Origin of the sequence: Streptomyces sp. NPDC013157 (assembly GCF_042899865.1) — a bacterium.
GTDB lineage: Bacteria > Actinomycetota > Actinomycetes > Streptomycetales > Streptomycetaceae > Streptomyces.
The window spans coordinates 62,838-75,342 of the sequence record NZ_JBIBAK010000016.1 but is presented as its reverse complement, the minus strand read 5'-3'; the positions used below and the strand labels follow the sequence as shown (position 1 = coordinate 75,342).

General features: G+C 69.7%; 13 protein-coding genes and 1 pseudogene. 5 read left to right on the top strand and 9 right to left on the bottom strand.

Features of this window, described 5'->3' with window-relative positions; all coding sequences use genetic code 11:
* Nucleotides 1-3: 3 nt before the first annotated feature.
* Entirely contained in the window at nt 4-801 is a 798-nt protein-coding gene (locus tag ACFY6U_RS37585) for a carbon-nitrogen family hydrolase (protein WP_390045607.1), read from the bottom strand.
* Between the two features lie 182 nt (nt 802-983).
* Here ACFY6U_RS37585 and ACFY6U_RS37580 point away from each other — a divergent pair, with 182 nt between their 5' ends.
* Both ACFY6U_RS37580 and ACFY6U_RS37575 read left to right on the top strand, forming a co-directional pair.
* Nucleotides 984-1,808 (top strand): maleylpyruvate isomerase family mycothiol-dependent enzyme, encoded by an 825-nt coding sequence (locus ACFY6U_RS37580; protein ID WP_390045606.1) that lies wholly within the window; start codon nt 984-986, stop codon nt 1,806-1,808.
* Nucleotides 1,809-1,887: 79 nt separating this feature from the next.
* Nucleotides 1,888-2,652, top strand: a complete 765-nt coding sequence (locus ACFY6U_RS37575; RefSeq protein WP_390045605.1) for an SAM-dependent methyltransferase — start codon at nt 1,888-1,890, stop codon at nt 2,650-2,652.
* A 146-nt stretch (nt 2,653-2,798) separates the two neighbouring features.
* Here the strand turns inward: ACFY6U_RS37575 and ACFY6U_RS37570 are convergent, their stop codons facing one another.
* Nucleotides 2,799-4,100, bottom strand: coding sequence for a nitrate/nitrite transporter (locus tag ACFY6U_RS37570; RefSeq protein ID WP_390045603.1), 1,302 nt, complete (start codon nt 4,098-4,100; stop codon nt 2,799-2,801).
* Complete coding sequence (locus ACFY6U_RS37565) at nt 4,097-4,747, bottom strand: GntR family transcriptional regulator (protein WP_390045601.1); 651 nt, start codon at nt 4,745-4,747, stop codon at nt 4,097-4,099. The genes ACFY6U_RS37570 and ACFY6U_RS37565 overlap by 4 nt, the downstream gene beginning before the upstream one ends.
* A 197-nt stretch (nt 4,748-4,944) precedes the next feature.
* Here ACFY6U_RS37565 and ACFY6U_RS37560 point away from each other — a divergent pair, with 197 nt between their 5' ends.
* Nucleotides 4,945-5,844: a D-alanyl-D-alanine carboxypeptidase family protein gene (locus ACFY6U_RS37560; RefSeq protein ID WP_390045600.1), complete on the top strand. Its 900-nt coding sequence runs from the start codon at nt 4,945-4,947 to the stop codon at nt 5,842-5,844.
* 63 nt (nt 5,845-5,907) lie between these two features.
* Here the strand turns inward: ACFY6U_RS37560 and ACFY6U_RS37555 are convergent, their stop codons facing one another.
* Genes ACFY6U_RS37555 through ACFY6U_RS37545 form a run of 3 tightly spaced genes read right to left on the bottom strand, consistent with a single transcriptional unit; the run spans nt 5,908 to nt 7,795 of the window.
* The gene (locus tag ACFY6U_RS37555) at nt 5,908-6,714 is read right to left on the bottom strand and encodes a dienelactone hydrolase family protein (RefSeq protein WP_390045598.1); all 807 of its coding nucleotides are present in this window, start codon (nt 6,712-6,714) and stop codon (nt 5,908-5,910) included.
* Nucleotides 6,711-6,902: a DUF397 domain-containing protein gene (locus ACFY6U_RS37550; protein WP_390045597.1), complete on the bottom strand. Its 192-nt coding sequence runs from the start codon at nt 6,900-6,902 to the stop codon at nt 6,711-6,713. Before ACFY6U_RS37550 ends, ACFY6U_RS37555 begins: the two co-directional genes overlap by 4 nt.
* 5 nt (nt 6,903-6,907) lie before the next feature.
* Nucleotides 6,908-7,795 (bottom strand): helix-turn-helix domain-containing protein, encoded by an 888-nt coding sequence (locus ACFY6U_RS37545; RefSeq protein WP_390045595.1) that lies wholly within the window; start codon nt 7,793-7,795, stop codon nt 6,908-6,910.
* A 93-nt stretch (nt 7,796-7,888) separates the two neighbouring features.
* On the opposite strand from ACFY6U_RS37545, the gene ACFY6U_RS37540 reads away from it, so the two are divergent.
* Nucleotides 7,889-8,566 (top strand): ATP-binding protein, encoded by a 678-nt coding sequence (locus ACFY6U_RS37540; protein ID WP_390045593.1) that lies wholly within the window; start codon nt 7,889-7,891, stop codon nt 8,564-8,566.
* Nucleotides 8,460-8,720: pseudogene (locus ACFY6U_RS37535) on the top strand (DNA-binding protein); the annotation flags it as partial. The gene ACFY6U_RS37540 and the pseudogene ACFY6U_RS37535, both read left to right, overlap by 107 nt.
* A 147-nt stretch (nt 8,721-8,867) precedes the next feature.
* Here ACFY6U_RS37535 and ACFY6U_RS37530 read toward each other — a convergent pair.
* The 3 genes from ACFY6U_RS37530 to pdhA are packed head-to-tail and all read right to left on the bottom strand — an operon-like array spanning nt 8,868 to nt 12,494.
* Nucleotides 8,868-10,298, bottom strand: a complete 1,431-nt coding sequence (locus ACFY6U_RS37530; RefSeq protein WP_390045591.1) for a dihydrolipoamide acetyltransferase family protein — start codon at nt 10,296-10,298, stop codon at nt 8,868-8,870.
* Between the two features lie 10 nt (nt 10,299-10,308).
* Complete coding sequence (locus ACFY6U_RS37525; protein WP_351486408.1) at nt 10,309-11,289, bottom strand: alpha-ketoacid dehydrogenase subunit beta; 981 nt, start codon at nt 11,287-11,289, stop codon at nt 10,309-10,311.
* A 2-nt stretch (nt 11,290-11,291) separates the two neighbouring features.
* On the bottom strand, nt 11,292-12,494 hold the full coding sequence (gene pdhA / locus ACFY6U_RS37520) for a pyruvate dehydrogenase (acetyl-transferring) E1 component subunit alpha (protein WP_390045589.1): 1,203 nt from the start codon (nt 12,492-12,494) through the stop codon (nt 11,292-11,294).
* Nucleotides 12,495-12,505: the final 11 nt, after the last annotated feature.

Sequence of the window (12,505 nt, the reverse complement as noted above, 5' to 3'; positions counted from 1 at the left end):
GGGCTAACGGTGGCGCGGGGGGTCCAGGCCGAGCAGGCGGTCCTTGAGGGCCGGGAACTGTTCGCGGGTCGCCGCGACCTTGGCCGGGTCGAGGTCGACGGTGAGGACCTCCTCGCCGGCGCCCGCCTCGGCCAGCACCTCACCCCACGGATCGACCACGATCGAGTGACCGGCCTGCGGAACCCCGGCATGCGTCCCGGCCGTTCCACACGCGAGCACGAACGCCTGGTTCTCGACCGCCCGCGCCTGGGCCAGCAGCGTCCAGTGCGCGCGCCGGCGCTCGGGCCAGCCCGCCGAGACCACCAGCGTCTCGGCGCCGGCGTCGACGAGTCCGCGGAAGAGTTCGGGGAAACGGAGGTCGTAGCAGGTGGCCATGCCGAGTGTGGTCCCGGGCAGCCGGACCGTCACCAGCTCCTGTCCCGCGCCCATCAGCACCGCCTCGCCCTTGTCGAAGCCGAAGCGGTGGATCTTGCGGTAGGCCGCGGCCAGCTCACCGGAGGGGGAGAAGACGAGAGCCGTGTTGTAGAGGGGGCCGTCCGGGTCCCGCTCGGGGATCGAGCCGGCGTGCAGCCAGACGCCCGCGTCACTCGCCGCCTTCGCCATCGCCTCGTACGTCGGGCCTTCGAGCGGCTCGGCCTCCGTGGCGAACTGCTCGTAGGCGAACGCGCCCGTCGTCCACAGCTCAGGCAGTACGACGAGATCGGCGTCCGTCTGCTCGCGCACCAGTGCGGTCACGCGCTGCCGACGAGATTCGACCGATTCGCCCTCGTTTACATCGATCTGGATGAGCGAGGCGCGCACACTACCACCGTCCTGGCATTCGAGCCGTCCACACGGGCCTACGATCGTCACACGAAAGCACTGCCGGGGTGCCTCACAGCAGCGTAACTTAGCGTTTCAAGACACCCGCCGACAGCAGCCACCTCCCGCTGGCAGCGCCGCCACCACCTGCCCGAGTACCGACCGCCGAGGGGTCCCGTTCCGTGAGTCTGCATCCCACCCTCCAGCCCTACGCCGACGCTTGGACCCACTCCATCGAAGCGATATCCGAGCTGGTGACGCCGCTTGTCGAGGGCGAGTGGAACCGGCGGACCCCGTGCCCGGGCTGGTCGGTGCGGGACGTGGTCTCCCACGTCATCGGCCTGGACTGCGAGATGCTCGGCGACCCGCGCCCCATCCACACCCTGCCGCGCGACCTCTTCCACGTCACCAACGACCAGCAGCGCTACATGGAGATGCAGGTCGACGTCCGCCGCCACCACACGGCGCCGGAGATGACCTCCGAGCTGGAGTACGTGATCATCCGCCGCAACCGCCAGCTGCGGAACGAGTCGCGGGACCCGGGCGCCAAGGTGCGCGCCCCGCTCGGCACCGAGCTCACCCTCGAAGAGTCCATGCGCGGCCACGCCTTCAACGTGTGGGTGCACGAGCAGGATCTGCGGGCCGCCCTCGGGCGCCCCGGCAACCTCGACTCCCCCGGCGCGCACATCGCCCGTGACGTGCTGCTCGGCGAGCTGCCGGCCGTCGTCGCCGAGAAGGCGAACGCACCGCGCAGTTCGGCCATCGTCTTCGACGTGCACGGCCCCATCGAGTTCCTGCGCACCATCCGCGTCGACATCCAGGGCCGCGGCACCCTCGAAACGGCCCCCGCCCTCGGTCCCGCCGCCACCTTCACCCTCGACTGGGAGACCTTCGTCCGCCTGGCCTGCGGCCGCACCACGCCGGACGCGGTCGCGGACCGGGTGAAGGCGGAGGGCGAACCGGAGCTGACGGCGGCGATCCTGCGCAACTTCGCGGTCACGCAGTAAGAATCGGGAAAGAGGCGGGCGCGGGGTGCGTCGGTAATTCGGTGCCCTGCGGCGGCCGTCCCGACCTATCTTTCCCGGCATGACCTCTGCGACCGCGCCACAGGACGACCTCCCGCCCCGCCTCACCCGGCTCACCTTCCACGGCCCGCTCTCCGAGGCCCGTGCGACCGCGATGGTCCGGCGCCTCGCGGGCTCGCAGCCCGGCAGCGTGCTGGACATCGGCTGCGGCTGGGGCGAGTTGATGCTCCGGCTGCTGGCGGCCGTACCGCAGGCCCACGGCGTCGGAGTGGACGTGAACGCGGCGGACCTGGAGCGGGGGCGGCGGGCCGCCGGGGCGCGAGGGCTGGCCGGCCGGGTGGAGTTCGCCGAGGAGTCCGCGGTGGGCACCGGCCGCGGCCCGGCCGACGTGGTGCTCTGCCTCGGGGCGAGCCAGGCACTGGGCGACGATCTCGTGCCGGCCCTGCGGGAGCTGCGGCGGCTGGTGGCCGACGGCGGGCGCGTCCTGCTCGGCGAGGGTTTCTGGCAGCGCACCCCGACCGAGGCGGAGCTGGCCGGAATGTGGCCGGGCGCCTCGGCCACCGACCACCACGACCTGGCCGCCCTGACCGACCTGGCGGTGGCCGCCGGCTTCCGCCCGGAGTGGATCGAGACGGCGAGCATGGAGGAGTGGGAGGAGTTCGAGTCGGCGTACCAGGCGGACACGGAGGTCTGGCTGGCGGCCAACCCCGGCCACCCCCTGGCGACGGAGACCCGAGCCCGCCTGGACAGCCACCGCTCGGCCTGGCTGACGTACCGGGGTGTGCTGGGTCTGGCCTACCTGACCCTCGTCCCGACGGCGCGATGACCGCCTCACCCGCACCCACGGCTTACTGATCGCCGAACCGGCTGACCGATCGCTCGCACATCCGGAAAGCCGCCGACGGCGATCAGCCCCACAGGTCGCCGAGCCTCTCTGCCCACAGCAAACGGGTGGTGCGCGGGTGGGAGAACCTATGCGGGCACGTGCACCGTCTCCACCCGGCTCGCCACCAACCGTTCCCGCTCCCGCCGGACCGCCCGCCCCCGCAGCCGCAGAATCTGGCTCACCCCCAGCGCCTGGAGCACGAACACGCACGAGAAGGCCACCGCGTAGTTGTCACCGGTGGCATCCAGCAGCACGCCCACCGCGAACAACGTCGTCATCGAGGCCGTGAAACCACCCATGTTGGTGATCCCGGACGCGGTCCCCTGCCGCTCGGGCGGGTTGGCGGGCCGCGCGAAGTCGAAGCCGATCATCGACGCCGGCCCGCACGCGCCCAGCACCGCGCACAGCACCACCAGCAGCCACATCGGGGCATGGTCGGCCGGATACACCAGCGTCGCCGCCCACACCACGGCCGTCGCCCCGACCGTGCCCAGCGCCAGCGGCAGCCGCGCCGTGTGGTGCCGGGCGACGATCTGGCCGTAGACCAGTCCGACCACCATGTTGCAGAGGACGACCAGGGTCAGCAGCTCACCGGCCGTGGCGCGGGACAGCCCCTGCGCCTGGACCAGGAACGGCAGTCCCCACAGCAGCAGGAACACCATCGCCGGGAACTGGGTGGTGAAGTGCACCCACAGGCCCAGCCGGGTCCCCGGCTCCCGCCAGGACGCGGCGATCTGCTTCCGCACGTAGGCCGCCCCCTGGTGCGGGAAGGGCTCCGGCTCGTGCCCCTCGGGGTGGTCCTTCAGGAAGAACAGGACGAGGACCAGGACGACCGCACCGGCCAGGGCGCTGCCCGCGAACGCCGGGGTCCAGCCGATGCCGTGCAGCAGCCGGGCCAGGACCAGCGTGGAGACGAGGTTGCCCGCCATGCCCGCCAGACCGGCGAGCTGGGCGACGAGCGGACCGCGCCGGGCCGGGAACCAGCGGGTGCCGAGCCGCAGCACGCTGATGAACGTCATCGCGTCACCGCAGCCGAGCAGCGCGCGCGAGGCGAGCGCGGTGCCGTACGACGGGGAGAAGGCGAAGCCCAGCTGCCCGGCGGTGAACAGCACGGCGCCGATGGACAGCATCTTCTTCGTGCCGAGGCGGTCGACCAGCAGGCCGACGGGTATCTGCATGCCGGCGTAGACCAGCAGCTGGAGTATCGAGAACGTGGACAGCGCCGAGGCGCCCACGTGGAAGCGGTCGGCCGCGTCGAGGCCGGCGACCCCGAGGGACGTCCGGAAGATGACGGCGACGAAGTAGACCGAGACGCCTATGCTCCAGACCGCCACGGCCCGGCGGCCGCCCGGCGGATCACCGGGCAACGACACGCTGCCGCGACTCATCGGACCTCACCCCGCGCCAGGTGCGCGAACCAGTCGACGTGCCGGTGCACCAGGCCGACCGCGCGATCGGCATCCCCCGCGCGCAGCGCGTCCAGGATCTCCTCGTGCTCGGTCAGCGACTTGGCGATGCGGTCGGGGTGCGCGTGCATGATCGCGACCCCCATCCGCAGCTGGCGGTCGCGCAGCTGGTCGTAGAGGCGGGAGAGGATCTCGTTGCCGCCGTCGCGGACGATCGCGGCGTGGAAGCAGCGGTCGGTGACGGCCGCGGCGGCCAGGTCACCTGCGGCGGCCTCGGCCTTCTGCCGGTCGAGCAGCTCCTGGAGCCGGGCCACCAGCCCCGCCGACGCCGGTACGGCCTTGCGCACCGCGTGCTCCTCGACCAGCATCCGGGTCTCCACCACGTCCGCGATCTCCTGCGCGGAGACCGGGAGCACCATGGCCCCCTTCTTCGGGTAGAGCTTGATCAGACCCTCGACCTCGAGCCGCAGCAGCGCTTCCCGCACCGGGGTGCGGGAGACGCCCACGGCGTCGGCCAGCTCGCCCTCGGTGAGGAGGGTGCCGCCTTCGTAGTGGCGGTCCAGGACGCCCTGCTTGACGTGGGAGTAGACGCGGTCGGCGGCGGGGGGCTGCTTGACGGCCAGGCTCATGCCCACAGCTTAGATACAACACGTACGCAAGCGGCACGGGAGTCCATCATCCGGACGTGATGTAAATCGCTCTCAGCAGCCGCACAACCATCTGTGCTACTTACGTGTCACACACGTGCGGCCCCACTCGCTTCGGCACCCCCAACTCGGCCGCACGCCAGGGGCATTACGACTCGACTCGACTCGGGGTATTTCAGTTGATTACCGGTATTAAGGGCACCCGCCTCCGCAAGGCCGTCGCCATCGCCGTCACGTCCGGCGCGATGCTCGCGACCGGAGCCCTCACCGCGGCGCCCGCGCAGGCCGTCACCGCGCCCACGATCGTGGCCAAGGGCGGCTACATCATGAACAACGCGAACGCGAAGACGCTGTACACGAAGAAGGCGGACACCGAGCTGTCCACCGGCTCCACCACGAAGATCATGACCGCCAAGGTCGTGCTCGCCCAGTCGAACCTGAACCTCGACAAGAAGGTCACGATCCAGAAGGCGTACAGCGACTACGTCGTCGCCAACAACGCCTCCCAGGCGCACCTCATCGTCGGCGACAAGGTCACCGTCCGCCAGCTGCTTTACGGGCTGATGCTGCCCTCCGGCTGCGACGCCGCCTACGCGCTCGCGGACACGTATGGCTCGGGCACCACCCGCGCCAAGCGCGTCGCCAACTTCATCGGCAAGATGAACACCGCCGCGAAGAACCTGGGCCTGACCCACACCCACTTCGACTCCTTCGACGGCATCGGCAACGGCAACAACTACTCGACGCCGCGCGACCTGACGAAGATCGCCAGCAGCGCGATGAAGAACTCCACGTTCCGCACGGTCGTCAAGACGAAGAAGTACACGGCGAAGACGATCACCAAGACCGGCTCCACCCGCACCATGGGCGCCTGGACCAACACCAACACGCTGCTCAGCAGCTACAGCGGCGCCATCGGCATCAAGACCGGCTCCGGCCCCGAGGCCAAGTACTGCCTGGTCTTCGCCGCGACCCGCAATGGCAAGACGGTCATCGGCACCGTCCTCGCCTCCTCCTCGATCACCCAGCGCGCGACGGACGCGACGAAGCTCCTGAACTACGGCTTCGCGACCATCTGACCCACCTCGCACCGAGCCGACGAAGGCCCGCCGCAGCGGTTGTCTGCGGCGGGCCTTTGCCGTTCAGCCGTGCCCGACATCGAGGTGGCGGCACACGAAGTCACGCCACAGAGCGATGGCAACGTCTTGGTTCTCGCCATGGCGACCGGGGAAACCGACCACCACCTTCTCCTTCGACCCGAACGCGTCGAAGAGAGCCAGTTGCCCGTCCCGGGGAAAGATCTCGTCATCCCATTGAATGTGGAACAGGACGGGGGCGGTTGTCCGTCCGGCGTCCGTCGCGACGCGTTCCGGGGCAGCAAGGCCGCTGTGCAGGGCCGGGGTCTGACTGAGGCCGAACATGCCCAGGACCGCGCAGCGGAGCCGGTCACCCAGGGCAGCCGCGAGGGGAAGGCCGAACCGGGTTCCCATGGACATCCCGAGGTAGGCGAGGTTGTCCCCGTCGGTGACACCCATGCCGGCTAGAGCGTCCACACACGCCTGCCAGTCCTCGGCCGTCCGGTCGAGAACGACGTCGATCCCTTCTTCGACCACACGGGACTGATACTCCGCGACGCTCAAAAGACCGGGAACCCGGTCACCGTGGTACGGCCCGTCGATCGCCAGAGCGGCAATGCCCCGTGCGGCGAACCAACGGGCCAGGCTGACGATGCGCTCACTTCGCTTGTGCCCGCTGCCACCGTGCCCCAGCAGGACCAGGGGAGGGAGCGACGAAACGGGCGTGGACGGCAACCAGAGCACGCCAGGAACAGCGCCGGTCTGTCTGTCCAGAAGAAACGTCCGCTCTACGGCGCCGCCATCAACGGCGCGACGGTCGCCCCACTCGATTGCCGATCCCGGGTCCCCGGCCGGTGTGCGGCGAGCGCTCATACCCGGGAGCGTCCTGCGGATATCGCAAACGATGTCCAGGCCGACGGAGAGACCCGGATCATTGGCCCGTCCGCGTCCTTGGAGTCCCGGACAACCACTACACGGGGGATATTGCGGGCGACTTCGACGCACTCCTGGCCGGCATCTCCACCGCTGTAGCTGGACTTGACGAACTCGAACTCGCTCACCGGTCCTACATCTCCTTGCGAATGGTCTCGATCAGATCGACGGCGTTGCGTTCCGCCAGCCCGACCCGCGCGATGCGGTCGAAGATCCGGCCATGACGGGCGGCGTCCTCTTCAGTCTCCAGCCAGAGGGTAGAAGAAGGCACATCCATGTGTACGACGTCCAGCGCTGCGGGTTCGGCGAACGAGACGATGCTGAACGCCCCGATCATGCCGGGATTGGCCCCTGCCAGGAACGGCACCACCTGGATCTTCACCGTGTCCAGGGCGGCCAGTTCGAGCAGATGCCCCAACTGTTGCCGCATCACTTCACGGCCACCTGCCGACTGACGCAGTGCACCCTCGTGGATCACCGCCCACAACTCCAGCGGGCGTTCCGACCGTAGTCGTGCCTGTCGGGCAAGCCTCGCTTCCACGAAGGGCTCGATGTCGCTTGGGTCCTCCCAGGAGCCGGCACCCACCGCCACGGCCCGCGCATAGTCCGGCGTCTGCAGCAACCCTGGAATAAAGGCGAGTTGCCACGTGCGGATGCTGGTGGCGATGTCCTCAAGGGCGACGTACTCAACCATGGCGGGAAGCTGCGGGTACTGATTCCACCAACCCTTCGCCTTGCGCCTTTCCCGATCCGTCCGCGCCAGCGCAAGCAGCCGCTCGATCACCGCGTCGTCGCTCTCGCCGTACAGGTGGCACAGCGCACGGATGTCCGGGTCCCGTATGGGCACGCCACCGCGCTCCAATTTGGCGACCTTGGCCACGGACGACGACAGCGCCTCGGCGGCGTGAGGCTGACGCATCCCACACGCCTCCCGCATACGCAGGAGCTCACCGCCCAACCTCCGCGCGAGCACCGTCGATACGGTCCTGCCCCGGTCAGGGTCCCGGTACCTGTCCGCCATCGCGCCTCCCCTGTCACAGAGTCGACCATCGTCTCTGGCGTGACCGTACTGCAGGCAAGTCAGTTCGAGTAAATATTTCTGGCTGAGAACTTGATGGCACGTTCCGCCGATGGCTACCGTTTGTGCTCAATCAGCCACGCATCCAATCAGTTGGCGGAAGGGCACCGTGCTGTCCTCACCTACGCCGCACGGCGAAGCCACCCCAACCCCCAGCTCCCGGAGGATCCTGTGACCGACTCCTGCCCTCCCGGTCCCTCGAAGCCGTACGACCGCTACGACAGCGTCAGTTACACCCCGTTTCCCCAGAACATCCCCCGCGCCCGCAGACGCGTCGCCCAACTCGCCGTCGCCTGGGGACACCACCCCGGCGTCGCCGGCGACGCGGCCTTGCTGGCCAGCGAGTTGTGCACGAACGCGTTACTGTACGGGTGCCTGCGAGACCGCCTGTTCCGCGTGGAGACATCACTCACCGGCACCGCGCTCCGCGTCTCCGTCACCGACCCGAGAGGCGAACGGCTCCCGGACGCCGCCGTCTCCGCCGCCCCCGGTGATCAATCCGGCCGCGGCCTGCTCATCGTCCGTATGCTCGCCTCCCGCTGGTCCGTGGAGAAACTGACCGTCGGCAAAAGCGTCTGGGCGGAACTCGACACTGCGAGGATCGCTACCGACCACCGAGTCCGTACTCGCCGACTGGCGACGGCGGTTGTCCGTGACCGAGGAGGTATGGACAGTGGCCGTCGTGATCGCCCCTGTCCTGGTCGAGAAGGGTGAGCTGCGCGAGCCGCTCGAATCGATCGCCGCGCGTACCGGCCTGACGGTGCACCGCGTCAACGAGTGTCTCCGGCTGCTGCGCAAGCACGCCTGCATTCACTCGCGGGGTGGGACGGAGAACGGGGCGCCGGTCTACGTGCTCAACCAGCACTGAGAGTTGCGAAGGAAAGGGAGTGGGCGGTCGCAATCCGAAGTTGCGGCCGCCCACTCTCAGGCTATGTCCCTCAGACCGGGAGTGTCCGCGAGACCGTAAGCAGAACTTACGGTCTCAGTGTTCACGCTTGTCAGAGAGGGGCAGGCCTCACGCCCAGGTGATCAACCGCTTCGGCTGCTCCAGGATCGCGGCGATGTCCGCCAGGACCTTCGAGCCCAGCTCTCCGTCCACCAGCCGGTGGTCGAAGGACAGGGCCAGTGTCGTGACCTGACGCGGCTTCACCTTGCCCTTGTGGACCCACGGCTGGAGCTTGATCGCGCCGACGGCGAGGATCGCCGCCTCGCCCGGGTTGAGGATCGGCGTGCCCGTGTCGATGCCGAAGACGCCGACGTTGGTGATGGTCACGGTGCCGCCCTGCATCGCCGCGGGTGACGTCTTGCCGTCCCTGGCCGTGCCGACCAGCTCGCCGAGCGCCTCCGCGAGTTGCGGGAGCGTCTTCGCGTGGGCGTCCTTGATGTTCGGCACGATCAGGCCGCGCGGGGTGGCCGCGGCGATGCCCAGGTTGACGTAGTGCTTGAGCACGATCTCCTGGTTCGCCTCGTCCCAGGACGCGTTGATGTCCGGGTTGCGCTTGATGGCGACCAGCAACGCCTTCGCGATGAGGAGGAGCGGGTTGACCCGGAGGCCCTGCAGGTCCTTGTCCTGCTTCAGCTCCTCCACCAGCTTCATGGTGCGGGTCACGTCCACCGTCACGAACTCCGTGACGTGCGGGGCCGTGAACGCGGAGCCCACCATCGCCGCCGCCGTCGCCTTGCGGACACCCTTGATGGGGATACGGGTCTCGCGGGCGCTGTCGGGGGAGGCGACGGCCGGGGTCGCGGCGAGCTCAGGGGCGGCCGGCTGCGGCACAGCGGCCGGTACCGCCGTCGGCGCTGCCACCGCCGCGTGCACGTCCTCGCGCGTGATGATGCCGTCCGGGCCGGACGGAGTCACCGTGGCCAGGTCGACGCCCAGGTCCTTCGCCAGCTTGCGCACCGGCGGCTTCGCCAGCGGGCGGGGCCGCTCCTCCTCCACGGCCGGGGCAACGGCCGGGGCAGGGGCGGGGACCGGAGCGGGGCCGTGGCCGTTGAGCTCCTGCTGGACCGCTGCCTGGACGGCCGCCTCGGCGACCGTGACCTCCGGGCCCTTGCGCGGGCGGCGCTTGGTGGAGGAGGCCGCCACGCCGTAGCCGACGAGGACCGGCTGGCGGCCCTCCGGCTTCTTCTCCGGCTCCGGGGAGGGGGCCGGGACCGCGGCGGGCTCCCCGGCCGGCGCCCCGCCCGTCACGTCCACCGCGATGATCGCCGTGCCCACGTCCACCGTGGTGCCCTCGGCGAAGCGCAGCTCGCGGACCACGCCGTCGTAGGGGATGGGCAGTTCGACGGCCGCCTTCGCCGTCTCGACCTCGCACACCACCTGGCCGTCGGTGACCGTGTCGCCGGGCTGGACGTACCACTTGAGGATCTCGGCCTCGGTGAGCCCCTCGCCCACGTCCGGCATCTTGAACTCGCGTACGGACGCTTCCGTCATCGTCGTCACGACCCTCTCCTCAGTACGCCAGGGCACGGTCGACGGCGTCGAGCACCCGGTCCAGGCCCGGAAGGTACTCCTCCTCCAGGCGGGCCGGCGGGTAGGGGGCGTGGTAGCCGCCGACCCTGAGAACCGGGGCCTCCAGGTGGTAGAAGCAGCGCTCGGTGATGCGGGCGGCGATCTCCGCGCCCGAACCGAAGAACACCGGGGCCTCGTGGACCACGACCAGGCGGCGGGTCTTCTCGACCGAGGCCTGGATCGAGTCGAAGTCCATCGGGGAGACGGACCGCAGGTCCAGGACCTCCAGCGACTTGCCCTCCTCGGCGGCCGCGTCGGCGGCCTCCTGGCAGAGCTTCACCATCGGGCCGTAGGCGGCGAGGGTCAGGTCGGTGCCCTCGCGGACCACGCGGGCCTTGTGCAGCGGACCGGGGATGGCTTCGGTGTTGACCTCGCCCTTGTCCCAGTAGCGGCGCTTGGGCTCGAAGTAGATCACCGGGTCGTCGCTCTGGATGGCCTGCTGCATCATCCAGTAGGCGTCCGAGGAGTTGGACGGAGAGACGATCTTGAGTCCGGCCACGTGCGCGAAGAGCGCCTCGGGGGACTCGGAGTGGTGCTCGACCGCGCCGATGCCGCCGCCGTAGGGGATGCGGACGACGACCGGCATCTTGACCTTGCCGAGCGAGCGGGCGTGCATCTTCGCGAGCTGGGTGACGATCTGGTCGTACGCCGGGAAGACGAAGCCGTCGAACTGGATCTCCACCACCGGGCGGTAGCCGCGCAGGGCGAGGCCGATCGCGGTGCCCACGATGCCGGACTCGGCGAGGGGGGTGTCGATGACGCGGCTGTCGCCGAAGTCCTTCTGCAGCCCGTCGGTGACCCGGAAGACACCGCCGAGCTTGCCGACGTCCTCGCCCATGACGAGGACCTTGGGGTCCGACTCCAGGGCGCGGCGCAGCGACTCGTTGATCGCCTTGGCCAGAGCCATCTTTTCCGCTGCCATGGTCAGGCCCCCTCTACGTCCGCGAACGACGCCTGGTAGGCGGCGAACTGGGCTCGCTCCTCGTCGACGAGCGCATGCCCGTCGGCGTACACGTTCTCGAAGATGGCGAAGTTGTCCGGGTCCGGCATGGCCCGTACCGCTTCGCGCACTCGCCTGCCCAACGCCTCGGACTCGGCTTCGAGTTCCGCGAAAAATCCGTCGTCCGTGTGGTTTGAGGCCTCCAGGTACCGGCGCAGGCGCAGGATCGGGTCCTTGGCCTCCCAGGCCAGCCGCTCGTCGTCGCCCCGGTAGCGGGTTGGGTCGTCGGAGGTGGTGTGGGCGCCCATCCGGTACGTGTACGCCTCGACCAGCGTCGGGCCCTCGCCGCTGCGGGCGCGCTCCAGCGCCCACTTCGTGACCGCGAGGCAGGCCAGCACGTCGTTGCCGTCGACCCGGACGCCGGGGAAGCCGAAGCCCTGGGCGCGCTGGTAGAGCGGGACGCGGGTCTGCTTCTCGGTCGGTTCGGAGATCGCCCACTGGTTGTTCTGGCAGAAGAACACCACCGGGGCGTTGTAGACCGCGGCGAAGGTGAACGATTCGGCGACGTCGCCCTGGCTGGAGGCGCCGTCGCCGAAGTAGGCGATGACCGCCGAGTCCGCGCCGTCCTTGGCGACGCCCATCGCGTAGCCGGTGGCGTGCAGCGTCTGGGAGCCGATGACGATCGTGTAGAGGTGGAAGTTGTTGCTGTTGGGGTCCCAGCCGCCGTGGTTGACGCCGCGGAACATGCCCAGCAGGTTGGTCGGGTCGACCCCGCGGCACCAGGCGACGCCGTGCTCACGGTAGGTCGGGAAGACGTAGTCGTCCTCGCGGGTGGCGCGCCCGGAGCCGATCTGGGCGGCCTCCTGGCCGAGCAGGGACGCCCACAGGCCCAGTTCGCCCTGCCGCTGCAGGGCGGTGGCCTCGGCGTCGAAGCGGCGGGTGAGCACCATGTCGCGGTACAGGCCGCGCAGCTCGTCGGGGGTGATCCCGGCGACGTACGCGTCGTACTCGGCGTTCTTGACCCGCTTGCCCTCGGGGGTCAGCAGCTGCACGAGCTCGGGATCGGTGCTCTTCTTCGCGGTGGTACGGCTGGTGGTGCGCTTGGTGCCGGTCTTGCTGCCGGTGGTACCGGCCTTGCCTGCGGCGCTGCGTCGCGGTGTGCCCGCGGCACTGCTGTCCACGCTCACGTGTGCTCCTC